At 66.9% G+C, this 22,251-nt stretch carries 21 protein-coding genes and 1 tRNA gene; 10 read left to right on the forward strand and 12 right to left on the reverse strand.

Features of this window, described 5'->3' with window-relative positions:
- Window positions 1-465 precede the first annotated feature (465 nt).
- From KBZ12_RS17065 to KBZ12_RS17075, 3 genes are all read right to left on the reverse strand, one after another.
- Window positions 466-537: transfer RNA gene (locus tag KBZ12_RS17065), tRNA-Gly, on the reverse strand.
- A gap of 62 nt (window positions 538-599) precedes the next feature.
- Window positions 600-1,067 carry a hypothetical protein gene (locus KBZ12_RS17070; RefSeq protein WP_254959245.1) on the reverse strand — a complete coding sequence of 156 codons (468 nt, stop codon included), beginning with the start codon at window positions 1,065-1,067 and terminating at the stop codon, window positions 600-602.
- Window positions 1,068-1,137: 70 nt separating this feature from the next.
- Window positions 1,138-2,289, reverse strand: a complete 1,152-nt coding sequence (locus KBZ12_RS17075) for an alanine--glyoxylate aminotransferase family protein (protein ID WP_254959246.1) — start codon at window positions 2,287-2,289, stop codon at window positions 1,138-1,140.
- Between the two features lie 89 nt (window positions 2,290-2,378).
- Between KBZ12_RS17075 and cbiD the strand changes: the two genes are divergently transcribed.
- The 5 genes from cbiD to mrdA all read left to right on the forward strand — a co-directional run bounded on the left by cbiD (window position 2,379) and on the right by mrdA (window position 8,083).
- Window positions 2,379-3,503, forward strand: a complete 1,125-nt coding sequence (gene cbiD / locus KBZ12_RS17080; RefSeq protein ID WP_261360138.1) for a cobalt-precorrin-5B (C(1))-methyltransferase CbiD — start codon at window positions 2,379-2,381, stop codon at window positions 3,501-3,503.
- 47 nt (window positions 3,504-3,550) lie between these two features.
- Window positions 3,551-5,170, forward strand: a complete 1,620-nt coding sequence (guaA, locus tag KBZ12_RS17085) for a glutamine-hydrolyzing GMP synthase (protein ID WP_254959248.1) — start codon at window positions 3,551-3,553, stop codon at window positions 5,168-5,170.
- A gap of 63 nt (window positions 5,171-5,233) precedes the next feature.
- The gene (locus KBZ12_RS17090) at window positions 5,234-5,875 is read left to right on the forward strand and encodes a hypothetical protein (RefSeq protein WP_254959249.1); all 642 of its coding nucleotides are present in this window, start codon (window positions 5,234-5,236) and stop codon (window positions 5,873-5,875) included.
- A 52-nt stretch (window positions 5,876-5,927) separates the two neighbouring features.
- Window positions 5,928-6,302: a hypothetical protein gene (locus tag KBZ12_RS17095; RefSeq protein ID WP_254959250.1), complete on the forward strand. Its 375-nt coding sequence runs from the start codon at window positions 5,928-5,930 to the stop codon at window positions 6,300-6,302.
- Window positions 6,302-8,083, forward strand: a complete 1,782-nt coding sequence (mrdA, locus tag KBZ12_RS17100; protein ID WP_254959251.1) for a penicillin-binding protein 2 — start codon at window positions 6,302-6,304, stop codon at window positions 8,081-8,083. The genes KBZ12_RS17095 and mrdA overlap by 1 nt, the downstream gene beginning before the upstream one ends.
- On the opposite strand, the gene KBZ12_RS17105 is transcribed toward mrdA, so the two are convergent.
- The 4 genes from KBZ12_RS17105 to KBZ12_RS17120 all read right to left on the reverse strand — a co-directional run bounded on the left by KBZ12_RS17105 (window position 8,070) and on the right by KBZ12_RS17120 (window position 11,520).
- Entirely contained in the window at window positions 8,070-9,188 is a 1,119-nt protein-coding gene (locus KBZ12_RS17105) for a glycosyltransferase family 1 protein (protein ID WP_254959252.1), read from the reverse strand. The two genes, mrdA and KBZ12_RS17105, sit on opposite strands and share 14 nt — an antisense overlap.
- 10 nt (window positions 9,189-9,198) lie before the next feature.
- A complete protein-coding gene (locus tag KBZ12_RS17110) occupies window positions 9,199-10,395 on the reverse strand; it encodes an NAD-dependent epimerase/dehydratase family protein (protein ID WP_254959253.1) in 1,197 nt (398 codons plus the stop codon).
- Between the two features lie 68 nt (window positions 10,396-10,463).
- Complete coding sequence (psb34, locus tag KBZ12_RS17115; RefSeq protein WP_254959254.1) at window positions 10,464-10,628, reverse strand: photosystem II assembly protein Psb34; 165 nt, start codon at window positions 10,626-10,628, stop codon at window positions 10,464-10,466.
- 58 nt (window positions 10,629-10,686) lie between these two features.
- Window positions 10,687-11,520, reverse strand: a complete 834-nt coding sequence (locus KBZ12_RS17120) for a thiazole synthase (protein WP_315859332.1) — start codon at window positions 11,518-11,520, stop codon at window positions 10,687-10,689.
- 66 nt (window positions 11,521-11,586) lie between these two features.
- On the opposite strand from KBZ12_RS17120, the gene KBZ12_RS17125 reads away from it, so the two are divergent.
- Window positions 11,587-12,162: a hypothetical protein gene (locus tag KBZ12_RS17125; RefSeq protein WP_254959255.1), complete on the forward strand. Its 576-nt coding sequence runs from the start codon at window positions 11,587-11,589 to the stop codon at window positions 12,160-12,162.
- Between the two features lie 16 nt (window positions 12,163-12,178).
- Here KBZ12_RS17125 and KBZ12_RS17130 read toward each other — a convergent pair whose 3' ends face one another.
- The 3 genes from KBZ12_RS17130 to rpmI form a co-directional block, all read right to left on the reverse strand.
- Complete coding sequence (locus tag KBZ12_RS17130) at window positions 12,179-12,736, reverse strand: tetratricopeptide repeat protein (protein WP_254959257.1); 558 nt, start codon at window positions 12,734-12,736, stop codon at window positions 12,179-12,181.
- Window positions 12,737-12,773: 37 nt separating this feature from the next.
- Window positions 12,774-13,121 (reverse strand): 50S ribosomal protein L20, encoded by a 348-nt coding sequence (gene rplT / locus KBZ12_RS17135; RefSeq protein WP_254959258.1) that lies wholly within the window; start codon window positions 13,119-13,121, stop codon window positions 12,774-12,776.
- A 73-nt stretch (window positions 13,122-13,194) separates the two neighbouring features.
- Complete coding sequence (gene rpmI / locus KBZ12_RS17140) at window positions 13,195-13,395, reverse strand: 50S ribosomal protein L35 (RefSeq protein ID WP_015109851.1); 201 nt, start codon at window positions 13,393-13,395, stop codon at window positions 13,195-13,197.
- A gap of 71 nt (window positions 13,396-13,466) precedes the next feature.
- Between rpmI and KBZ12_RS18460 the strand changes: the two genes are divergently transcribed.
- Window positions 13,467-15,026 (forward strand): SpoIID/LytB domain-containing protein, encoded by a 1,560-nt coding sequence (locus KBZ12_RS18460; protein ID WP_261360137.1) that lies wholly within the window; start codon window positions 13,467-13,469, stop codon window positions 15,024-15,026.
- A 25-nt stretch (window positions 15,027-15,051) separates the two neighbouring features.
- Window positions 15,052-16,461 carry a glycosyltransferase family 2 protein gene (locus KBZ12_RS17155; RefSeq protein ID WP_254959262.1) on the forward strand — a complete coding sequence of 470 codons (1,410 nt, stop codon included), beginning with the start codon at window positions 15,052-15,054 and terminating at the stop codon, window positions 16,459-16,461.
- 32 nt (window positions 16,462-16,493) lie between these two features.
- Here the strand turns inward: KBZ12_RS17155 and KBZ12_RS17160 are convergent, their stop codons facing one another.
- On the reverse strand, window positions 16,494-18,284 hold the full coding sequence (locus KBZ12_RS17160; RefSeq protein ID WP_254959263.1) for a DNA polymerase III subunit gamma/tau: 1,791 nt from the start codon (window positions 18,282-18,284) through the stop codon (window positions 16,494-16,496).
- 178 nt (window positions 18,285-18,462) lie between these two features.
- Between KBZ12_RS17160 and KBZ12_RS17165 the strand changes: the two genes are divergently transcribed.
- Window positions 18,463-19,446, forward strand: a complete 984-nt coding sequence (locus KBZ12_RS17165) for a glycosyltransferase family 2 protein (RefSeq protein ID WP_254959264.1) — start codon at window positions 18,463-18,465, stop codon at window positions 19,444-19,446.
- 8 nt (window positions 19,447-19,454) lie between these two features.
- On the opposite strand, the gene KBZ12_RS17170 is transcribed toward KBZ12_RS17165, so the two are convergent.
- On the reverse strand, window positions 19,455-20,708 hold the full coding sequence (locus KBZ12_RS17170) for a hypothetical protein (RefSeq protein ID WP_254959265.1): 1,254 nt from the start codon (window positions 20,706-20,708) through the stop codon (window positions 19,455-19,457).
- A 435-nt stretch (window positions 20,709-21,143) separates the two neighbouring features.
- Between KBZ12_RS17170 and KBZ12_RS17175 the strand changes: the two genes are divergently transcribed.
- Window positions 21,144-21,992, forward strand: a complete 849-nt coding sequence (locus KBZ12_RS17175) for a hypothetical protein (protein ID WP_254959266.1) — start codon at window positions 21,144-21,146, stop codon at window positions 21,990-21,992.
- Window positions 21,993-22,251: the final 259 nt, after the last annotated feature.

Raw genomic sequence — 22,251 nt, forward strand, 5'->3', positions numbered from 1 at the left:
GCGGCAACAGGGACGGGATACCTGGCTGTTCCTGGAGCAGGTCTGGATCGCCCATCACCGGGGCGGAGTGATGCCCTCATTGCTGCCGGATCCCTGAGTTCAGCAGCAACAGCAGCACGGCTTCTTTACCCGCTCAGCGATGCGCGCTCAGGCGTGCATTTGCGCGGCAGTGCATACCGACCCCTGAATGGGTACGACGGAACAGCGCCACCTTTTCCTGCGGCGACACAGTGGGGATTAGGTCGCCAGTCAGGTCTCAGGTTCGATCGATCCACGGCGACAACCCGGGCCAATCAACGAGGGTCATATCAGCCCATGCAACGACCCAGCAGTGAGACCCCCTGTGAGAAGGTTGAACCAATCGCTGGCATCTTTTTTCATCCACAGTCAAGCTCTGGCTTGCTGCCAGCCCATGCCAAGCGAGCTGACCGATTGAGGGCCAACAAAATTCATCCCTGGATTGAAAGCGGGTGACCGGATTCGAACCGGCGACGTTCAGCTTGGGAAGCTGACATTCTACCACTGAATTACACCCGCATCCCATCACACTAGCAAGGCTCCGGTTGTCACTCGGACGTCCGGAGCCAGCGCTTCGCTTGTCAGGGCTTGCTGGGGGCCGCCGCCGCCGGCTCCTCGCACTGCACGGCCGCGGAGAGCGCCCTGCGGGCGGCGATGACCGCCAGGGCCTTGGGCTTCAGCTCATTGGCGGCCTGTTCAAGCGTCTGTGTCTTGTTGGCGGAGGCTGCGGCCACCTCCCCACGGAAGCCTTCAAGCACCTTGCGGAACGCCTCCACCCGCAGTTTCTGCAGCTGGTTTTCCGAGGTCTGCAGGGCCGCGATCGACTGCTCCAGTTTCTGCTGGGCCGCCTTCGCCTCACCCACGGTGGAGCTCGGTGTCAGGGCGGCGACCTGCTCCAGGGCCTGGTTCGCCGTGGTCAGCTCGGTGCAGATCCTGGCTTCGGTCTTCTGGGTCTTCTGGGTGAGGTCGCCGCGCTGGCAACCGGCGGCTGTGAGGCTCAGGCAGAGGGTGACGGCGAGCGGCAAGCGTCGCAGGGCAACAAGGGTCATGGCGTCAAAAGCGTCCGCCATGAACCTAATTCGCCCCTCGCCACCCGGCCACACCCGGCCTGTCGGTCCTTCAGCCGGCCAGGGCCGCCGCCGCCGCAGCCACGCCGGCTCCGGTGGGGGCCTTGGCCAGGCCCAGGGCCTGCAGGGTGGCCTCGATGGCCGCCACGGCGGTCAGCACGTCGCGGTCGCAGACGAAGCCCAGGTGGCCGATGCGGAACACCTTGCCCTTGAGGTGGTCCTGGCCGCCGGCCAGCAGGATGTCGAAACGCTCCTTGACGTGCTTGCGCAGGACCTCGGCATCGATGCCCTCCGGGGCCACCGCGGTGATCGCCGGGCTGCCATGGCCCTCGGCCGCGTAGAGCGGCAGACCGATCGCCTTCATCGCTGCCTGGGTGGCCCGCCGATGGCGAGCGTGGCGGGCGAAGATCGCCTCCAGGCCCTCCTTCTGCATCATCCCCAGGGCGGCCTCGAGGGCGAAGTAGAGGTTGATCGCCGGGGTGAAGGGGTTGCTGTCGTCGTCGGCGGCTTTGCGGTACTTACCCAGATCCAGATAGAACTTGGGCAGGTCGGAGCGCTCGTAGGCCCTCCAGGCCCGCGCGCCCATGGCCACGAAGCTCAGGCCAGGCGGCATCATGTAGCCCTTCTGGGAGCCGGAGCCCACCACGTCCACGCCCCAGGCGTCCATGGGCACATCGCAGGCCCCGAGGCTGGTGACGCAGTCGGCGATCGTGAGCGCCGTGCCGTGGGCCTTCACATGGCCGGCGATGGCCTGCAGGTCGTTGATCACCCCGGTGGAGGTTTCCGAGTGGGTGAGGATCACGCCCCGGATCTCCTTGGCGATGTCGGCCTCGAGGGCGGCGCGGAAGGCCTCCGGATCGAGGGGCTGGCCCCATTCCGCCTTGATCACCTCCACGTTCAGCCCGTAGGCCTTCGCCACCTTCACCCAGCGTTCGCCGAACTTGCCGTTGTCGCCGCAGAGCACCTTGTCGCCGCGGCTGAGGGTGTTGACGATCGCCGCCTCCATCGCCGCGGTGCCGCTGCCGGTGAGCACCAGCACGTGGCCCTTGGTTTGGTGCAGCCACTGCAACTGCTCGGTGGTGCGGCGCACGATCTTCTGGAAATCGCCACTGCGGTGGCCGATCGGATGGCGGGCCATGGCCTGCAGGACGGTCTCCGGCACCGGGGTGGGGCCGGGGATCATCAGAGTGAGCTTGTCCTGCATGAGCGTTGGGGAACGAAGGAGCGCGGGCCCGGCGAAGGCGAGGCGATCATCCACCATAAAAAACAGCGTTCCCGCCGGCCATCGATTCCCTGCGCCCCCCCTCCGCGTCCCCGCGGGGCTTCACCCTGCCGGTGTGGCTGGCGGCCGCGGCCCGCGCCGCCCTCGGGGCCCTGCAAGGGGAGCCCTTCAGCGCCGTCGTGCCCCTGGAACTCCTGCAGCCATCGGGGGTGGTGTCGGTGCCGGTGCGGGCCGCCGCGCGGTTGGGGGAGGGTCTGGCCCTGGGGGAAAGCTGCTGCGATCCGGGTGAGGGGCTCGACCTCACCCGCGGCCTGGTGGTCTGGGTGCTGGCCCGCTGGCTCCCCGGCGATGGGCCCTGGCTGCGGCTTGAGCCCGGCGAGGGGGTGGGGGTCCACGCGGCGACAGGGGAGGCCTGCCTCTCCGCCTATGCCCAGCAGCTGCTGGAGGCCAACCTGCGGCCCCTGGTGCCGGCCGGCCGCTGCCTGGGGCTCACCCTGGTGCTCCCCGACGGCCGCCGCCTGGCGGAGCGCACCAGCAATGCGGCCTTCGGGGTGGTGCAGGGGCTGGCCCTGATCGGCACCCAGGCCGAGGTGCAGGCCGGCGCTGACCCGGATCAGCTCGCCCGCACCCTGGCTGCCCTGGCCGAACGGATGGCCGCGCCCGGGGCCGACGGCGACCTGGTGCTGGTCATCGGTGAGAACGGCCTCGATCTGGCCCCCCAGCTGGGCCTGCCGCCGGCGCTGCTGCTGAAGGCGGGCAACTGGCTCGGGCCGGTTCTGGTGGCGGCCGCCGAAGCCGGTGTGGAGCGGCTGCTGCTCTTCGGCTACCAGGGCAAGCTGATCAAGCTGGCCGGCGGCATCTTCCACACCCACCACCATCTGGCCGATGGCCGCGCCGAGGTGCTCACCGCCCTGGCCGCCCTGGAGGGGGCCAACGGAGCCACCCTTGAAGCCCTGCATGGGGCCGCCACGGTGGAGGCCGCCCTGGCCGCTCTGGAGCAGGCCGATCCGGAGCTGGCCGGGCGCCTGCGGGCGCGCATCGCCGCCGCCATCGAAAGCCGCTGCCAGGGCTACCTGGCCAGCCATGGCGCCCCGCCGATCGCGGTGGGGGCGGCCCTGTTCGACCGCGGCCGCCAGGTGAGGGTCTGCGGTCCGGTGGGGGCCGCTCTGATGGAGCGTTTCAGGCGCGCGACCTAGGGTGCAGGCACCGATACCGGGCCCTGGCCCTGGCCGCCTTCGAGCCGATGTCCCAAACGCCGCAGACCGCCCCATCGGGTTCGGAACGGGACCATGCCAGCGGTTCCCGCCGACCTCCGGCCATCGTCATCCTGGATTTCGGCTCCCAGTACTCCGAGCTGATCGCCCGCCGGGTGCGGGAGACGGAGGTCTTCTCCCTGGTGATGGGATACGCCACCACAGCGGCGGAACTGAAGGCCCTGGCCCCGAAGGGGATCATCCTCAGCGGTGGTCCCAGCTCCGTCTACGAGGAGGGGGCCCCCTCCTGCGACACCGGCCTCTGGGACCTGGGCATCCCGGTGCTGGGGGTCTGCTACGGCATGCAGCTGATGGTGCAGCACCTGGGCGGATCGGTGGTGACCGCCGGCCGGGCCGAATACGGCAAGGCGCCGCTCCATGTCGACGACCCGGTCGATCTGCTCACCAACGTCGACAGTGGCTCGACGATGTGGATGAGCCACGGCGATTCGGTGGAGTCGCTGCCGGACGGGTTCGTGCGCCTCGCCCACACCGACAACACCCCCGAGGCTGCGGTGGCCGACCATGGCCGCCGCCTGTACGGGGTGCAGTTCCACCCGGAGGTGGTGCACTCCACCGGCGGCATGGTGATGATCCGCAATTTCGTTTATCACATCTGCGGCTGCACCCCCGACTGGACCACGGCCGCCTTCATCGACGAGGCCATCGGCGAGGTGCGTGCCCAGGTGGGCGAGAAGAAGGTGCTGCTGGCCCTCTCGGGCGGGGTCGATTCCTCCACCCTGGCCTTCCTGCTGCACCAGGCGATCGGTGATCGCCTCACCTGCATGTTCATCGACCAGGGCTTCATGCGCAAAGGCGAGCCGGAGTTCCTGATGGATTTCTTCGATCGCCAGTTCCACATCAACGTGGAATACATCAATGCCCGTGAGCGCTTCATCACCAAACTCGCCGGCATCACCGACCCGGAGGAGAAGCGCAAGATCATCGGCACCGAGTTCATCCGGGTGTTCGAGGAGGAAAGCCGCCGCCTCGGCCCCTTCGACTACCTCGCCCAGGGCACGCTCTATCCGGACGTGATCGAGAGCGCCGGCACCAACGTGGACCCCAAGACCGGCGAGCGGGTGGCGGTGAAGATCAAGAGCCACCACAACGTGGGCGGCCTGCCCAAGGACCTGCAGTTCAAGCTGGTGGAACCGTTGCGGCGCCTGTTCAAGGATGAGGTGCGCAAGGTGGGACGCAGCCTGGGCCTGCCCCAGGAGATCGTCGGACGCCACCCCTTCCCCGGCCCCGGCCTGGCGATCCGCATCCTGGGGGAGGTCACCGACGACAAGCTCGACATCCTCCGGGACGCCGACCTGATCGTGCGCGAGGAGGTGCGCGACGCCGGCCTCTACGACGAGATCTGGCAGGCCTTCGCCGTGCTGCTGCCGGTGCGCAGCGTTGGGGTGATGGGCGACAAGCGTACCTACGCCTATCCGATCGTGCTGCGCTGCGTCTCCTCCGAGGACGGCATGACGGCCGACTGGTCGCGGCTGCCCTACGACCTGCTGGAGCTGATCTCCAACCGCATCGTCAACGAGGTGCGGGGGGTCAACCGGGTGGTGCTCGACATCACCAGCAAGCCCCCCGGCACGATCGAGTGGGAGTAGGCGGGTCCCCAGGCTGGCCCCCGGGGGCCAACTTCGATAACGTCGGCGCCCGGCCTTTGCTCCGTGCCTACCGTCTCCCCCGTCGTCGCTGGCAGCCCTGCCGGGGCTGAGCACGACCCCCAGCTGCACCGCCGCCTGCAGCAGGACAGCATCCTGCTCGCCGGCAAAACCATCTTCCTCAATCCCTTCCTCTACTGGCGTCGTTTCGATGCCAACACCGACCGCTGGCTGCGGGAGCCGGGCCAGCTGCCGGAGGAGCAGATCCGCAGCAACCGCCTGCGCTTCTATCCCGAACTCGACTGGGAGGGGCTGGATCCGGCCGACCTGGCGGTGAAGGAGGGGGCGGTGGAGATGTTCCTCAAGAGCCTGGAGCTGATCAGCACCTTCAACCCCGACCTCAGCGCCGGCCATCTGCTGGAGGTGGAGCGCAAGATGGCCGTCACCAAGAAGAAGGCCTTCGAGCGCTGGGTGGCCCGGGCCCTCGACCGTCGCGGCAAGGAAAGCCTGCGGGAGCGGCGCCGCTTCGACCGTGACCGCCTGCTGCGGGGCTGGATGGAGTGGCTCTCCCTCGAGGGCACCCGCCAGGCGCTGCTGCCCTTCAGCGTCCTGCTGGTGCTGGCCGTCGCCGGCGGCTGGTGGCTCGGCAGCACCCGCTTCTGCAGCCAGGTGATCGTTGATCCAGGGGTGCAGCGTCCCGCACCCTGAAGCGAGACGTTCGGCACGTCAGACTGGGGGACCAGGTCCCGTTGGCGACGTCATGGCTGCCGATCCTCTCGATTCCCTGCGTCTGGCCCTGATGCAGGACGTGCTGCCGTTGGGACTCGCAGTGGTGGAGCGGGCCCGCAAGGGGGGGCCGGCTGAAGTGCTGGCCGCTTTTGATGGCACCAGTGCCGATCCCCTCGGCCAGTTGCGCCAGGAGGGTGAACCCGCGGCCAGCCAGGTGCGGGAGAACCTCGACCGCTTCCAGCCCGGTCTGGGCAACCCGGTGATGAAGGTCGAGGTGCGCGACGTCGACGCCGAGGACGCCCCAGCCCCGCCCAGCCCCGCCGACCCGGCCGACCCGGCCGAACTGATGGCGGCCCTGGGGCGCATCGAGGAGCGGCTGGCCCTGCTCCAGAGCCGGATCGCCTGATGGTGCGTGCTGTCGGCGGCGGGGTCGGCCCCTCCACCACCCGCCACACCGGGACGGGGCACCAGGCCGCCCTTCTGCTCACCTTCATGCTGCTGATCCTGGCGTCCATCCTCGGCCGGCTGGCCTGGCTGCAACTGCTGCATGGGGCCGAGAACCGGGCGATGGCCGACGAGAACCGGATCCGGCTGTTGCCGCGCAACCCGGTGCGGGGGCGCCTGCTGGATCGCAAGGGCCGGGTGCTGGCCACCAATCGCCTCACCTACAACCTCTACCTCCAGCCCCTCCAGGTCGACGACCGCCGCTGGCCCGAGCTGCGCGGCCGGCTCGCCACCCTGCTGGGGATCCCCGCCGAACGGCTCGAGGCCCAGCGCAAGAGCGGTGCCAATGCCGAGGGCTTCCGCATCCCCCTCGCCCTCTCGCTCACGCCGGTGCAGGTGCTGCGCTTCCGGGAGCAGGCCGGCTCCCTGCAGGGGGCGGAGGTGTCCGAGGACGTGCTGCGGGCCTACCCCGACGGCAGCCTGGGGGCCCATGTGATGGGCTACACCAGCAGCATCACCGAAGAGGAGTACACCGCCCTCAAGGACCACGGTTATCGCATCAGCGACCGCATTGGCCGCAGCGGCCTGGAGAAGGTCTACGAAACCCACTTGCGTGGGGAGTGGGGCGGCCAGCAGCTGGAGGTGAATGCCGAGGGCCAGGTGCAGCGCGTGCTGGGGGACAAGCCCGCCAAGGCCGGCAAGGATCTGCGCCTCACCCTCGATCTCGACCTGCAGCGGGCGGCGGAGAGGGCCCTCGACGGGGTGCGCAAGGGGGCGATCGTGGCGATGGACCCCCAGACCGGTGCGGTGCGGGCGATGGCCAGCCGGCCCAACTTCGATCCCAACATCTTTTCCGACGGTCCCACCACCGCCCAGTGGAACAGCCTCAACCGGCCGGAGGCACCGATGCTGAACCGGGCCTTGCAGGGTTTCCCGCCGGCCAGCACGTTCAAGATCGTCACCACGATCGCCGGCATCGAGTCCGGAAAACTGAACGAGAACTCCACCGTGCCGACGGTGGGCTCCTTCTGCTACTACGGCCAGTGCTATGCCGACCACGGCTCCTTCGGCAGCATTGGCTTCCCTTTTGCCCTCGGGGTGAGCAGCAACAGCTTCTTCTACAAGGTGGGGCTGATGGTCGGTCCGGACGAGCTGTTCAAGGCCGCCCGCCGCATGGGCTATGGCAGCCGCACCGGCAGTGAGCTGGCGGCCGAGGAATCCCCAGGGCTGCTGGGGGACCCGGCCTGGAAGAAGGAGGTGCTCGGCGAACCCTGGACCCCGGTCGACACGATCACCTCCTCCATCGGCCAGGGCGCGGTGACCGTCACGCCGATCCAGATGGCCCGGCTCTACGCGGCCGTGGCCAACGGCGGCTGGCTGGTGACGCCCCACCTGGTGGAGCGCGACTACCCGCGGAAGTGGCTGGGGCTGAAGCCGGCCACCCAGCGGGTGCTGCATGCCGGCCTGCGCCAGGCGGTCACCTCCGGCACCGCCACGATCCTCAACGATCCCAGCCTGCCGCCGGTGGCCGGCAAGACCGGCACCGCCGAGGACCCCCCCCGTCCCGACCACGCCTGGTTCGGTGGCTATGCCCCCGCCACCGCCAAACCCACCCTGGTGATCGTCGCCTTCGGCGAGAACTCCGGTGGTTACGGCGGCACGGTGGCGGCGCCGATGGTGAAGGCCCTGATGACGGTCTGGTTCCGCGGCGTGAAACCGCCGGCGGCGCTCAAGCCGGGATGAGCACCTGGCGGTAATAGCCCTGCAGCTGGGCGGTGGCGCTGGGCCAGCCCCAGCGTTCGGCCTCCTCGCGGGCGGCCAGACGCAGCTGGCGGCGGGCGGCCGGGTCGCCCAGCAGCCGTTCGACGGCGGTGGACAGGCTGGCGGGCTGGTCGGGGTCGTACAGGCAGCCGTTGACGCCGTCATTGACGATGTCGGGGATGCCGCCCCGGTTGGCCCCCACCACCGGACAGCCGGCGGCCATGGCCTCCAGCAGCACCAGGCCGAGGGTTTCGGTGCTGGATGGGAACAGGAACGCATCACCGCTGGCATAGGCGGAGGCCAGCTCCTCACCGGCCAGGTAGCCCACGAAGGTGGTGGCGGTGCCCTCGAAATGGCGCTCCAGTTGCTGGCGGTGGGGACCGTCCCCCACCAGGGCCAGGCGGGTCTGGGGCATCGCTTCCAGCACCGGCCGGATCCGGTCGATCTGCTTCTCCGCCGAGAGCCGGCCGATGTACAGCAGCAGATGGCCGGTGTCGTCGTGGCCGCCGTGCAGCCGCTGGCGCATGGCGGCGGAGGCCAGTTCGGGGCGGAACAGGTCGGTGTCGACGCCGCGCTGCCACAGGGCCGTGTGCTGGATGCCCCTGGAGGCCAGCTCTTCCACCATGGCGGTGGAGGTGCAGAGATTGAGCTGGGCCTGGTTGTGGGCGGCCTTGAGCAGTTCCCACAGCAGGGGTTCCAGCATCCCCATGCCGTAGTGCTCCAGGTACTTGGGCAGGTGGGTGTGGTAACTGGCGACCAGCGGCAAGCCGCGGCTGCGCGCCAGCCAGATGCCCCCCAGGCCGAGCACGGCGGGGTTGACCACGTGGACCAGATCGGGCCCGAAGCGATCCAGGGCATCGGAGACCGCCGGCCGGGGCAGGGCCAGCTTCAGTTCGGGGTAGAGGGGCAGCGGCATCGCCGGCACCCCCACCACCCGGGCGCCCATGTACGCCTCGGGGGCCCCTTCAGGGCAGAAGATCAGCACCTCATCGCCGGCCGCCACCAGTTGCTGCACCGTCTTGGTGAGCCGCGTGACGATGCCGTCGACCTTCGGCAGGAAGGTTTCGGTGAAAAAGGCGATCTTCACAGGCGGGTGATCAGGCGAAGGCCTTGATCGCTTCGGCCTGGCGCTGGGTCCAGGCCGAGACGCAGGGGATCTTGGAGCGGTCGCAGCGGTCGGCCCAGCGGCGGGCCACGTCCACCACCTCGGCCAGGAGGCCGTCATCGAGCGTGGTGGGCTTGAGGCCCAGCTCAATGAAGCAACGGTTGTCGACGATCAGATCGTTCTCGATCGCCTCCTTGCGGGGGTTGGGCAGGTAGTTGATCTCGGCGTCGGTGAGGGCCGCCACCTTGCGGGCCAGTTCACCCACCTGGTGGCTCTCGGTCATCTGGTTGAAGATCTTCACCTTCTCACCGGCCTCGGGAGGGTTCTCCAGGGCCAGCTGGACGCAGCGCACCGAATCGCGGATGTGGATGAAGGCCCGCGTCTGGCCGCCGGTGCCGTGCACGGTGAGGGGATAGCCGATCGCCGCCTGCATCAGGAAGCGGTTCAGCACCGTGCCGTAATCGCCGTCGTAGTCGAAGCGGTTGGTGAGCCGCGGATCCCGCTGGGTGAGGTCGGTGTTGGTGCCCCAGACGATGCCCTGGTGCAGGTCGGTGACCCGGATCGCGTCGTTCTTGTTGTAGTAGAAGAACAGCAGCTGATCCAGCGTCTTGGTCATGTGATAGACGCTGCCAGGATCCGTGGGGTGCAGGATCTTCTCGGTGAAGCAGGTGCCGTCGGGCTGGGGCACCTCCACCGTGAGGTAGCCCTCCGGGATCGTGGCGCCGCGGTGCGACCCGTAGCCGTAGACCCCCATGGTGCCGAGGTGCACGATGTGGACGTCGAGGCCGCTGTCGACGATGGCCGCCAGCAGGTTGTGGGTGCCGTTGACGTTGTTGTCGACGGTATAGCGCTTGGTGGCGCTGCTCTTCATCGAGTAGGGGGCGGCCCGCTGCTCGGCGAAGTGGACGATGGCCGAGGGGCGCTCGCTGCGCAGCAGCTCCAGCAGCCGGTCGTACTCCCGGGCGATGTCGAGGTGCACGAAGGTCATCGTGCGGCCTCCCACCTGGTCCCAGGCCCGCAGGCGGTCCTGGATGGTGGCGATCGGCGTCAGCGACTCGACGCCCAGGTCGATGTCGATCTTGCGCCGACTCAGGTTGTCGACGATGACGACGTCATGTCCGGCTTCGGCCAGGTTCACGGCACAGGGCCAACCACAGAAGCCGTCGCCGCCGAGAACGAGAACCTTCACCCCAGACTCCTGAACGAGCAGTTGCTCAGACGGGCAAGCTACTACAGGCTTCAGATGGCCCCCCGCTCTCAGCTGATGCCGGCCGCCACGGCCACCATCACGGCCACCAGCACGAGGCCGCCGATCAGCAGCATCCGGTTGGTGCCGCTGGTTTCTCCCTGCTCCTGCAGCACCATGCGGGGCTCCTTGGCGAAGGCGTTCAGCTTGCCGCCGTCTTCTTCGGTGACCTGCATGGCTGGAGGTTCGGTTTGGGGCAAACCCTATGGAGGGCTGCCTGGATCGCTCCGATCGTCAATGGTTCGTCACACGCCCTTCCAGCGGTGAACTGGCCCTGGCCTCGGCCTGCTGCGGCAGTCGGCCCGCCAGCAGGGCGGTGCGGCCGGCTTCGGTGGCCAGGGCCATGGCCCTGGCCATCGCCGCCGGATCTCCCGCCAGGGCGATGGCGCTGTTGACCAGCAGGGCATCAGCGCCCATCTCCATCGCCTGGGCGGCTTCGCTGGGCACCCCGAGGCCCGCATCCACCACCACCGGAATGCCGGCGCTTTCGATGATCAGGGCGATGTTGGCGGCGTTGCGGATGCCCTGGCCCGAGCCGATCGGCGATCCCAGCGGCATCACCGTGGCGCAGCCGGCCTCCTCCAGCCGCTTGGCCAGCAGGGGATCGGCGTTGATGTAAGGCAGCACGGCGAAACCCTCCTTCACCAGCTGTTCGGCGGCCTCGAGCGTGCCGAAGGGGTCGGGGAGCAGGTGGCGGGAATCGGGGATCACCTCCAGCTTCACGAAGTTGTTGTCCTCCTGGCCCGCCAGCCGCGCCAGCTCCCGGCCCAGTCGGGCCACCCGCACCGCCTCCTCGGCGGTGGCGCAGCCGGCCGTGTTGGGCAGCATCCAGATCCGGCTCCAGTCGATCGCCTCCATCAGGCCGCCGTGCCCCGGGGCGCCGCTCTGGACCCGCCGCACCGCCACGGTGACGATCTCGCAGCCGCTGGCCTCCAGGCTGGCCTGCATGACCTCCAGGCTTGGGTACTTGCCGGTGCCGGTCATCAGACGGCTGCGGAAGCGGCGGCCGGCGATCACCAGATCGTCGTGGGAGGTGGAGCTGGAGCTGGAGGGGGCGATGGCGGTCAAGGTCGGAGGCCGGCGGCGGACGGGCGCATCCCGATTAGTCTGCCCCTTGCCAACGAGACCCACGTCATGCCGGTGCCTCTGGCCGCCCTGCCCCTGCTGCTCGCCGCCAGTCCCGTGCTTGCAGCCAGCCCCTTGCCGGCCGATGGGTTCGTGCCCTTCACCTCCCCCGAGATCCAGTCCATCCGCCAGGACGGGGGCACCAGTGGCGAAGTGGAGACCTTCGATCCGATCGCCCGGGCCCGCCTGATCGCCGAGCAGATGCCCCGTCGCTGGAGCGGCCGCTACCAGTCCTTCAGTGGCGGTCCGGTCGTGCCTGTCCAGCTGCGCATCGATGGGGCCACACCGATGGGCCAGATGGTCGACCTGCGCGGTGCGATGGCCATTGGCGGCGTCGAATCGGCGGTGCAGGGCAACCTCAACGCCAAGTCGGACCAGCTGGATCTGCTGGTGCTGGGGGATCCCCTTGGCGGCGCCCTGGAGCCCGGTGGGGCCTTCCAGAGCGTGCAGGGTCTGTCGCTGAGCGGCTGGCGCGCCCCGCGCCTCACGACCCCGGGGGGGCGCCTGCAGTTGATACCGGAATCGACCGCAGCGCGGCCTGCCGGCCCGGCGGCCGGTGAATCACCGGTGCGCGGTCTCTGGTGATCCCCGCATCAGGGTCTCAGGAGGCCTTGCCGCCGGCCTCCTGGCCGCTGCGACGTTCAAGGATGGAGAGCCGTTTGCGGGCCGTCTTGTTGGTGGATTCCAGCTGCAGCACCCGCTCGTAGAGGCTCCTGGCTTCGTCCGGCTTCGACTGTTTCTCCAGGGCGAAGGCCAGATTGTTGATCGCCACCGGGTAGTCAGCCTTGGCCCGCAGGGCGGCCCGGTAGTGCCGCACGGCGGCGGCGTAGTTGTTCTGGGCCGCCAGGGTGAAGCCGAGTGCGTTCTCCATCAGGGCCCTCGCTTCGGCGGGGGCGTTCTCGGCGTCGGCCAGCTTCAGGGCCTGCTTGAGGTTCACCTGTGCCTCGGCATAGAGGCGCTTGCGCAACTGAACCGACGCCAGCTCGTACAGGGTGGTGACATCCCGGGGGGTGCCGCCGGCCTTGTCGTTGCCTCCCAGCCGGGCCATGGCGAATTCGTCCTGGCGAACCCGCAGGATCTGGCGGGCGACCACAACGGCCGCCACGCCCAGCAGGGCAATCAGTCCCAGCAGGTAGGCCTGGGGCAGCAGGTCGTTCATCGGGGCCGGCCGGACGGTCGGAACTGGGAGGACGGCGTCAGTGGCCTGCCGCGGTGGCCACGGCGGTGAAGCTGGAGGGATCGGCGACGGCCAGCTGGGCCAGCATCTTGCGGTTCAGGCGCACGTCGGCCCGCTTGAGGCCACCGATCAGCTTGCTGTAGCTGAGCCCGTTCATGCGGGCGGCGGCGTTGATCCGGGCGATCCACAGCCGGCGGAAATCACGCTTGCGGCGGCGACGGTCGCGGTAGGCGTTGCAGAGGGCCTTCATGACCCGCTGGTTGGCGGTGCGGAACAGGCTGCCGTTGCTCCCCTGGAAGCCGCGGGCGAGGCGAAGGATCTTGTTGCGGCGTTTGCGGGCGACGTTGCCCCTCTTGACGCGGGCCATGGGAGGTGATCTTGGGGTGGAAAACGGGGTTGAAAACAGGAAGGCGGAAACTCCGGAAGGAGCTCAACCGGACTCAGCCGGCGTAGGGCAGCATCCGGGCCACGTTGTCGTGGTCGCGATCGTCAACCACCGCCATCGTCCCCAGGTAGCGCTTGCGCTTGGGGCTCTTGTGGTCGAGCAGGTGGTTGAGGAAGGCACGTCGGCGCATGAACTTGCCGGTGCCGGTGGCCTTGAACCGCTTCGCGGCCGCTTTGCGGGTCTTGAGCTTCGGCATCTCGGTAGGCGCAGGCACAAACAAGCACACTACGACGCGGATGTACCCCCCTCCAACCCCCTGCCGTGCCGATGTCGCTGCGTCCCCCCGTTCTGCCCAGGCTGCTGCTGGCGGCGGCACTCCTGTTCCCGGCCGGCTGCCGGGCCGACCAGGGGCCGCCAGCCCCGCCGCCGCCCCCCGCCCTGACGCACTGGCCGGTGGCTCGCCCCGCCCCGTTGACGGCGGCGAACCCGGTGCTGTGGGTGGCCCTGGCGGCACGGCTGGGTCCGGCGCCGGCGGATGTCCAGGCGGCCCCGCCCCTGCGGCTGCGCAGCAGCAGCGGCTTGCTGACCCTGGTCGATGCCAGCGGGCAGCGCTTCCAGTCCCCTGAGCTGGTGCTGCACTGGCGCCGCGAGGTCCTGCCCCAGCCCAAGACGTTGCGGCGCCGCGTGCTGGGGCCGTTCGCCAGCTTCGAGAGCGCCGAGCAGGCGGCTGGGCTCTGGCGCGCCGTGGGGGTGGAGGCCGCGATCGCCAGGCCCCGGGACTGGGAGGTGTGGGCCCCGGCCGGGGCACCGGATCCCGCCCCCCTCCCCGATGGCGTGCGACTGACGGGCTTCGAGCGGACGGCCACAGAGCGGGTCGGGCTGGAGCTGCGCCGGGCCCAGGGGGTGGTGCCCCTGGCGTCTCCGATCCGGATCGAGGCCCCCGGGGGCCTGCTCTGGAAACAGGGGGCCTACGCCGGCCCCTTCCAGCTGCTGGCCGATGCCCACGGCGGCTGGAGCCTGGTGGAGCAGGTGCCCCTGGAGCGCTACCTGGAGGGGGTGGTGCCCCACGAGATCGGTGCCGGGGTGCCGGCGGCGGCGCTCGAGGCCCAGGCCGTGCTGGCCCGCACCTGGGCGGTGCGCAACCAGCACCGCTTCGTGGTGGATGGCTACCACCTCTGCGCCGACACCCAGTGCCAGGTGTACAGCGACCCGCGCCATGCCGGCGCCGCCGTGCGCCAGGCGATCGCCGCCACCCGGCTGGCCGTGCTGATGGGTGCCGATGGACCCATCCACGCCGTCTATCACGCCAGCAACGGTGGCGTCAGCGCCGCCTATCCGGAGGCCTGGAACGGTGCGCCGGTTCCTTACCTGACCCCCTTCCCCGACGGGCCCGCCCCCTTCCAGGCGCGGTTCCCCGTGCCCCTGGCCGCCACGGCCCTGCCGGCGCTGCTGCAGGACGGGCGTGCGGCCTGGGGGGCCGACCATCCCGTTTTCCGCTGGCAGTGGCAGCTGACGGCCGCCCAGATCGCCACCGCCCTCGGGCCGGAGCGGGGGGTGGGGCGGCCCACGGCCCTGAAGGTGCTGGCCCGCGGCCCCAGCGGCCGGGTGCTGGCCCTCGAGGTGCAGGGAACCGAAGGCCGCACCGTGCTGCGGCTGGATGCCATTCGCCGCACCCTGCGCGGCCTGCCCAGCACCCTGTTCACCTTGCAGCCGGCGGGAGCGGGGGTCTGGCAGCTGGTCGGCGGAGGCTTCGGCCACGGGGCCGGTCTCTCCCAGGCCGGAGCGATCGATCTGGCCGGCCGCGGCTGGAGCACCCGCCGGATCCTGGCGCACTATTACCCCGGCACCACATTGCAACGCCTCGGTGCTGGCGGCGATTCCCCTTAGAGTCACGGCCTGGATGAGGATCACCATGGCTGCCGGCGGCAGTGACAGCGGCAGTGACAGCGATCGCCGCCGTGCCAAGGCGGCCCTGTTCCTCGCCTGCTGTGGCCTGGTAGGGATCGCCCCCCACTGGCTGCCCCCCGGCCGCAGCCTCGTGCCGGCGATCACCCTGGCCACCCTGCTGGGGGGCTACAGCCTGCGCACCGTTCTGCTGCAGGCCTTCCGCCGCAGTCGCAGCGACACGCCCCCGCCGGTGCTTTCAGCCGCAGCACCCCCGTCAGCCGTCGACGTGGTGGTGGCCGCCCGCGACGAGCAGGCGGTGATCGTCCGCCTGGTGGAGCGGATCGCTGCCCTGCGCTGGCCGGAGGGCCAGCTCACCCTGTGGGTGGTGGATGACGGCAGTGACGACCGCACCCCCGAGCTGCTGGCCGAGCTCCAGGGGCGCCATCCCTTCCTGCGGGTGTTGCGCCGCCCCCGGGAGGCGGGGGGCGGCAAGTCCGGGGCCCTGAATCTGGTGCTGCAGCAGCTGGGCGGCCGCTGGATGCTGGTGCTCGACGCCGATGCCGATCTGCAGTCCGATGTGCTCGAGCGCCTTGTGCCCTGGGCCGAGGCCGGCGGCTGGGCGGCGGTGCAGCTGCGCAAGGCGGTGGCCAATGTCCAGACCAACCTGCTCACCAGTGCCCAGGCGATGGAGATGGCCTTCGACGCCATGATCCAGGAGGGGCGCCTGGCCAACGGCGGGGTGGCCGAACTGCGGGGCAATGGCCAGCTGCTCTCCCGGGAGGCGCTGCTGCAGGTGGGGGGCTTCAACGAGGACACCGTGACCGACGACCTCGACCTCAGCTTCCGCTTCCTGCTGGAGGGCCTGCCGATCGGTGTGCTCTGGGATCCCCCGGTGCAGGAGGAGGCGGTGCTGACGCTGCCGGCCCTGTGGCGCCAGCGTCAGCGCTGGGCCGAGGGCGGGCTGCAGCGCTTCTTCGACTACGGCCCCGGCCTGGTGTCCGACCGGCTTGGATTCAGCCAGAAACTCGATCTCACCTGCTTCTTCCTGCTGCAGTACGTGCTGCCGGTGGTGGCCAGTGCCGATCTGCTCGCCACCGTGCTCACCCGCACGGCCCCCACCATGTGGCCGTTCTCGATCGTGGCCCTGGCCCTCTCGGGCCTGGCGATCGCCACGGGCTGCCGGCGGCCGTCGGAGGGGCCGCCGCTGCCGGCGATGAACCCCTTCAGCGCGGGCCTGGGCATCCTCTACCTGGTCCACTGGTTCGTGGTGATTCCCTGGGTGACGCTGAAGATGGCCCTGCTGCCCAAGCGCCTCGTCTGGGTGAAGACGCTTCACCTGGGACCGGAGCACGGCCAAGCCTCGGCTGAGGGATCCACGGCTGAGGAGGTGGATGAGGAGACCGGTGATCTGGCGACCGAAGTCAGTCAGGCCTGAGGGGCCGACCGGAGCTCCCAAGGGGAATCCGCTCAGACGGAATCCCGGGACACGTCGCTGACCACTTCCCCGTTGAAGAAGTCGGCGAGGCGGCGGGCCTGTTCATCGATGGGGCTGGGCCGTCCGGGCTGGGTTGGGGCGAGCGGGGTAGTGGCGGGCTCTGGTGTTGGGTTCAGCTGGCGTTGGACCACGGCCGGGCCAGGCGCTTCGCTGGCGGAGGGGGCTGCCTGTCCTTCGGCCGGAGGCCGAGCCCCCTGCGGTTGGATGGCGGGCGGCGGCGGTGGCTGTGGAGTGGTCGGCGCGGGGGGGGCGTCGCCCCCGGCCCCGGCTTCCAGCGTCACCTGCCGGGGGCTGCCGAGGGCGCCTGCCACAGCCTTCTCCAGCAGGGGCAGCCGGCTCTGCACCATCGCCATCCAGGTGCCGGCCACCCGCACCACCGCCCGCCGTTCGTCGAGGCGCAGCAGCTGGGCCTGCTGGGAGAGCAGCATCCGTGTGGAGGGGAGCTCCAGTCCGGCCAGGATCTGCTGCCACAGCTCCGCCAGGTCGTCCGTCGCTGCCGTTGGCGGAAGGGGTGGGGTGACTCCCTCCGCAGGGGCGGGCATCGGGGGGGGAGCTGGGGACCCCGGCGCCGCCGTCGGGACCGGGCTCAGCGGTTCGGTCCTGCGGTCCGCGGCCGGCGCCTCTCCCCTTGCCTGGACTGGCGCTGCTGGCGCTGGGGAGACGGGGGCCGGCTCGGCCAGCAACCCCAGCAACAGCACCTCCAGCCAGAGCCGCGGCTGGACGCTGTGGCGCAGCTGCTGCTCGCTGCCCTTCAATTGGGACTGCCACTGGAGCAGGCGGGCCTTGCCGATCCGGCGCGCCACCTCGGGCAGCTGGGGCCGCAGCTCCGGGGACACGCTGGTGAGCTCCAGCCGGTCGGGGGCCACCCCCGCCAGCAGCAGATCCCGCAGCAGGCTGACCAGCCCCTGGAGCACGGCGGCCGGTTCCCGCCCCCGATCCAGCAGTTCGCGGCAGCCCTCCACCACCCGTAGGGAATCGGCCGCGGCCATGGCCCCGGCCAGCCGCAGCAGCTCCTGATCCGGCACCGCCCCCAGCAGATCCCACACCGCATCGGCCGCGATCGGCGCCGGCAGCAGGCTCAGCTGGTCGAGCAGGCTTTCGGCGTCCCGCAGGCCTCCCTGGGAGCGCTGGGCCACCAGATGCAAGGCCTCGGGGGTGATGCCGATGGATTCCTCGGCGGCGATCCAGTTCAGATGCCCCTCCAGGGCCTCCAGGGGGATGCGACGGAAATCGAAGCGCTGGCAGCGCGAGAGGATCGTGGGCAGCACCCGCTGGGGATCGGTGGTGGCCAGCACGAACACCACCCGCGGCGGCGGCTCCTCCAGGGTCTTGAGCAGGGCGTTGAACGCCGCGGTGGAGAGCATGTGGCACTCGTCCACCACATACACCTTCCAGCGCGCCTGCACCGGGGCGAAGCGGGAGCGCTCGATCAGCTCGCGGATGTTGTCGACGCCGGTGTTGGAGGCGGCATCGATCTCGATCACGTCGAGGGCGTTGCCGGCGGCGATCGAGGTGCAGAGCTCACAGATCCCACAGGGCTCGGGCGTGGGCCCCTCGCTGGCCACGCAGTTGAGCGAGCGGGCCAGGATGCGGGCGCTGGAGGTCTTGCCGGTGCCGCGGGGCCCGCTGAACAGGTAGGCCGGTGCGATCCGCCCGGTGCGCAGGGCGTTGCCCAGGGTGGCGGCGATGGCCTCCTGCCCCACCAGCTCCGAGAGCCGCTGGGGGCGGTATTTATGGTGAAGGGGTTGATAGGCCTTGGTCATGGGGGCATTGTCGCGTAGAGCCACGGATCTCTGGTTTGCTGCTTGATTCAGGTCTGATACGCGCTTCGTGGCGTGTTGGAGCCGATCATTTAGGGAACTCTTTACTGTTTTGCCGAAGGGCATGGTTTTGACTTTTCAGCGATCGCGTGGTTAAACTGAATAATCAATTGATTGCGGTATGAAGCACGGCGCGGTATCCGTCATCATTCCTTGTTTTAACTGCCAGGCCACCATCGCTGAAACCCTGGCATCGGTTGCCGCTCAGACGCTGCCACCGAAAGAGGTGATTCTCGTTGATGACGGCTCTTCCGATCGAACCTGGGAGTTGTTGCACGAACTCCGGCAAGGCCAGTATCCGCACCTGATGCTTTTATCGCATCCGGGCCACGAAAATCACGGCGCCAGCATGGCCCGTGCCCTTGGGGTGGCCCATGCTTCTGGTGAGTACATTGCTTTCCTGGACGCCGATGATCTGTATGCCCCCAAGAAGCTGGAACGGCAGCTAGAGGCGTTTGAGCGCGATCCCGAGATTGTGATGTGTCATACCGCGGTGCAGGTGATCGGCGACCTTGATCAGGCTGCTTTCTATGAAGCGGCTCTTTCGGGTAGCCCTGAGAGTCCCTATTGGTTCCGCCGTCAGAAGGATTATCTTATCCGCAACAGGATTTGCCTCTCGTCTTCATTGGTGCGAGCGGACGTGCTCAATCAAGTGCCTTTTTCTTTTGTGGGCAAGCAAGGTGTTGAGGACTGGCTGTGTTGGTCCTTGCTGGCGGGAAAGGGTCGTTTTCTTTACCTTCCTGAGCAACTCACCTTTTATCACGTTCATCGCGACTCCGTCACCTCCCGGATCACTCAGTCTTCAATTCAGACCAAATCCGTGGCGGCTTTGTGGGAAATCCGACTTCGTAAGTTGTACGCAGGCCTTGAGTTCAAAATGGTGTTACTGGCTCGCTCCGATAGATTCCTGCATAGCCTCAGAGTGATGGGCTCCATTGCCGAGGATTTGCGCCTAATTCTGATTGCCTATCTTTGGAATCCTGGCTCAAATTCAGATAGCAATGCAACGCTGCAACCCAATGCTCTTGTCAAGCTGTTGATGCTCCCCTTCCGGCTGGCGCGCTGTTGGGCTGGCCGGGTGGGCGCTGCCTGGTTCCGCCGTTGAGCGGATCTTCAACGAACTGCCAGCAGTTGTTTAAAAGCCTGTGGCAGTCTGTCAGCCGATTGAAGATCGGTATAATCCTGCCAGCGGGCCCTTTGGCTGAGTTGATTGAAATAGCCCGGCTGCAGCATGGTGCGCAGAGTTTGACAAATGTTCGCGAGATCATCATCCCGAACGACCTCGCCGAGTTGATAGTCACGCACTAGTTCGGCCATCAGATGCCCTTCACTCACAACCACTGGGCGCTGTAGCAGAGCAGCTTTGGTAAGGATGTTGCTGCTGTTGGGAAAGTCTCTATAGGCAGTATAGATGATGTCGGATTCAACGATGACTTGATTGAGTACCACCTCACTGGAAAGGCGCTGAAAATGGGTAAAGATGTTTGGCTTCTCCTCCCATTTTTGCAGAAGCCATTGCTTATCAGGTTCGCTAATTTCCTGCCAGTTGATTTCACCGCCTAGGAAAAATGTGATGTCCTGCATGCTGGAATCACAGGCAGCTCTGGTGAAGCTGAGCAAGCCTTTCGTTCGTTGGAGGTGACCCACCAGGCTGATGATCGGTTTTCCGTTGGCGAAGCTTCTGATCTTTGAGGCCAGAGAAGAGGGTGTGCTTGCCGTTGCGCAGTCCAGGCTGACATCGGTGAAATCAGGAAACAGGATAACCCGTTTGTTGGCTCCAATACGCTCCTGCATTGCCTGCACCGCTTGCGGATCCACAACGGCAACTCCAGTGCAGGAGGGCAGGCTGAAAAACTTTTCTGGGCAGGAGATGCGGGCTTGGTAGGGAATGCGTGTACCAGGTAAACGAAAGAATCGAGAGTTGAAGTAGAGGCCCGCCCAGGGAAAGCGGAAGAATGGGTCGGCATAACGAAAGAACTCAAAGTCTATGTCGTAGATGCAGCAGAAGAAGACTTGATCGATTGCTCTGCTATTGCTTTGGCTCCAGCGTCGCAATTGCTTGCCAAGAATGCCGAAGTGATTGATGGCCTGACCAATCGGAAGCAAGCGCCGCGGCCACTTGATTCGGCTGCCAGCCCGCTGGATTTGAATGGCCTGATGAATTTTGCCTGAGTGTTTCAGGCTTTGATCTGTGCTGCTGTTGAGCCGCCTTTGGAAATCAGCTGGATTGGCGCAGAAAGGAACAACATCCATGCCGGCATTGGATATGGCCAAGGCAAGATGCACGGCATAACTGGGATGGTGGCCCATCCAATGCCACTCCACCAAAGCGACAGTTGTGTTGTGTTGAGCCGCTTTGTTGGTCATTACACTGGGCTGAGCTGGCATCCTTCCATGATACTGCTACGATCTGCAAACTCGTCTACTAGGCGACAGCGAAAACTGGTTCGGGCTAAAAGCGGATCTCGCTTGACATTTCGAGAGCGTTGAACTTATTTAGCCTGTGGGAGGAGCGGTGTGCCACGCTGGAGCACATAGCGCAAAAGCAACAATTGCGTTCCTAGAAACTTGAAATTACTGAGCGGATTGCGACCCAGCACAGAAGCTAAGGCCAATATCGGCTGATGTCCGTATCATTGGTCATAATGAAACTGGCACCTTTGCGTGTAGTCTTTGTTCGTTAGGGGCTTTTCTTGATTAGATTTTCCTAGGCTTGATCGCAAATGCTAGGCTTTGCTCATGTTAAGGGTTGACTTGAACATGGCGCGTAAGCCACTCCTCGTTACGTCACTTCCGCCTCGAATGTCGCGACTTGCCAGCAACGGCGAAGATATAGGCTCGATGTATCAGAAGTCATGCATTGACTCATGGAGAGCCGCCTCTTTTCGTCCTGTATCGATCAATTCATCATCTGAAGACTATCCTCATTCAGTCAGTAAGATTTCGCTGCAGCGCGACGCTCGCGCTGTGACAGGTCGTCCGCATGTTTTCTTTCAAGATATGCTCGCTGCAGCAGTCAAGGAGTCAGAGGGTAGGCCTTTTGCCATAACAAACTCCGATATACTTTTAGCTGCAGGGACGGATCTGTCGGACCGTGTTTCCTCGTTACGACGAGGGCAGGTCCTCTTCAGCCGAAGAATCGATATAGATGAAGTCTCCAGCAAAGATGGGTTGGCTTGGCAATACGGATACGACTTCTTCGCGGTTCACCCCGACGACATCATGGGACTGTCAACAGGGATGATCTTTGGCGCTCCTTGGTGGGATCACTTTTTTCCGCTGATGCTTCACTTCAGCGGTTGTCGCATTGATCAGATTGATCCCCATCAATTTAGACACTTAAAGCATGAGGATCGCTGGGATTGGGACGTTTGGGAAAAGCTTGGCTGCCGTTTTATGGCCGAGCTCAAAGCATCTCGCCATGACGTCGACAGTGAATGGCATCTTACTGAAGCCATCGCAGCTTTTGATTGTGAGCTCTCTGTCGACCCAACTCCAATCTCGCGTGCCGGCCTGCCTGACAATTTAGATGTTGTGCCCCAGTTGCATAGTGTTTCAGATGCAAACCTAACCTACCTTGATAAGGTTTCAATCCGCAGACAACGATTAAGGAGTTTCTTGGGGAGGCTCTCTTGGTGGCGGAATGCTTAACCTTTCCAGGTTGGAGATGGATCTTCCGCAGGAGTAATTGATGTCTCAAGTGTAAGTGAGAGAAACGCAAATTATTCGCGTTGGCGCCTGAGATCTGTTGGTTGTCAAGGTGGCGGCGATCGACTCCACCCCCCCCAGGGCCGACTGAAAGTCTCGTTAATCCCTCTCCAGCGCCTGGATCCCGCTCCAGCCGAGCATCCTGTTGATGTCGTGGGCCACGGCCATCAATCCAGCCCTGATGGAGCGGAAGCCATTGGTC

Source organism: Cyanobium sp. Cruz CV13-4-11 (genome assembly GCF_024346055.1).
Taxonomy (GTDB): domain Bacteria; phylum Cyanobacteriota; class Cyanobacteriia; order PCC-6307; family Cyanobiaceae; genus Cyanobium.

What these genes read in the sequence shown, in the direction of transcription:
- KBZ12_RS17130 (WP_254959257.1), bottom strand. Translation starts at nt 12,736, where the DNA reads ATGAACGACCTGCTGCCCCAGGCCTACCTGCTGGGACTGATTGCCCTG.
- KBZ12_RS17165 (WP_254959264.1), top strand. Translation starts at nt 18,463, where the DNA reads ATGAAGCACGGCGCGGTATCCGTCATCATTCCTTGTTTTAACTGCCAG.
- KBZ12_RS17160 (WP_254959263.1), bottom strand. Translation starts at nt 18,284, where the DNA reads ATGACCAAGGCCTATCAACCCCTTCACCATAAATACCGCCCCCAGCGG.
- mrdA (WP_254959251.1), top strand. Translation starts at nt 6,302, where the DNA reads ATGGTGCGTGCTGTCGGCGGCGGGGTCGGCCCCTCCACCACCCGCCAC.
- KBZ12_RS17095 (WP_254959250.1), top strand. Translation starts at nt 5,928, where the DNA reads ATGGCTGCCGATCCTCTCGATTCCCTGCGTCTGGCCCTGATGCAGGAC.
- KBZ12_RS18460 (WP_261360137.1), top strand. Translation starts at nt 13,467, where the DNA reads ATGTCGCTGCGTCCCCCCGTTCTGCCCAGGCTGCTGCTGGCGGCGGCA.
- KBZ12_RS17175 (WP_254959266.1), top strand. Translation starts at nt 21,144, where the DNA reads ATGTCGCGACTTGCCAGCAACGGCGAAGATATAGGCTCGATGTATCAG.
- KBZ12_RS17125 (WP_254959255.1), top strand. Translation starts at nt 11,587, where the DNA reads ATGCCGGTGCCTCTGGCCGCCCTGCCCCTGCTGCTCGCCGCCAGTCCC.
- KBZ12_RS17070 (WP_254959245.1), bottom strand. Translation starts at nt 1,067, where the DNA reads ATGACCCTTGTTGCCCTGCGACGCTTGCCGCTCGCCGTCACCCTCTGC.
- KBZ12_RS17075 (WP_254959246.1), bottom strand. Translation starts at nt 2,289, where the DNA reads ATGCAGGACAAGCTCACTCTGATGATCCCCGGCCCCACCCCGGTGCCG.
- rpmI (WP_015109851.1), bottom strand. Translation starts at nt 13,395, where the DNA reads ATGCCGAAGCTCAAGACCCGCAAAGCGGCCGCGAAGCGGTTCAAGGCC.
- rplT (WP_254959258.1), bottom strand. Translation starts at nt 13,121, where the DNA reads ATGGCCCGCGTCAAGAGGGGCAACGTCGCCCGCAAACGCCGCAACAAG.
- psb34 (WP_254959254.1), bottom strand. Translation starts at nt 10,628, where the DNA reads ATGCAGGTCACCGAAGAAGACGGCGGCAAGCTGAACGCCTTCGCCAAG.
- KBZ12_RS17170 (WP_254959265.1), bottom strand. Translation starts at nt 20,708, where the DNA reads ATGACCAACAAAGCGGCTCAACACAACACAACTGTCGCTTTGGTGGAG.
- KBZ12_RS17155 (WP_254959262.1), top strand. Translation starts at nt 15,052, where the DNA reads ATGGCTGCCGGCGGCAGTGACAGCGGCAGTGACAGCGATCGCCGCCGT.
- guaA (WP_254959248.1), top strand. Translation starts at nt 3,551, where the DNA reads ATGTCCCAAACGCCGCAGACCGCCCCATCGGGTTCGGAACGGGACCAT.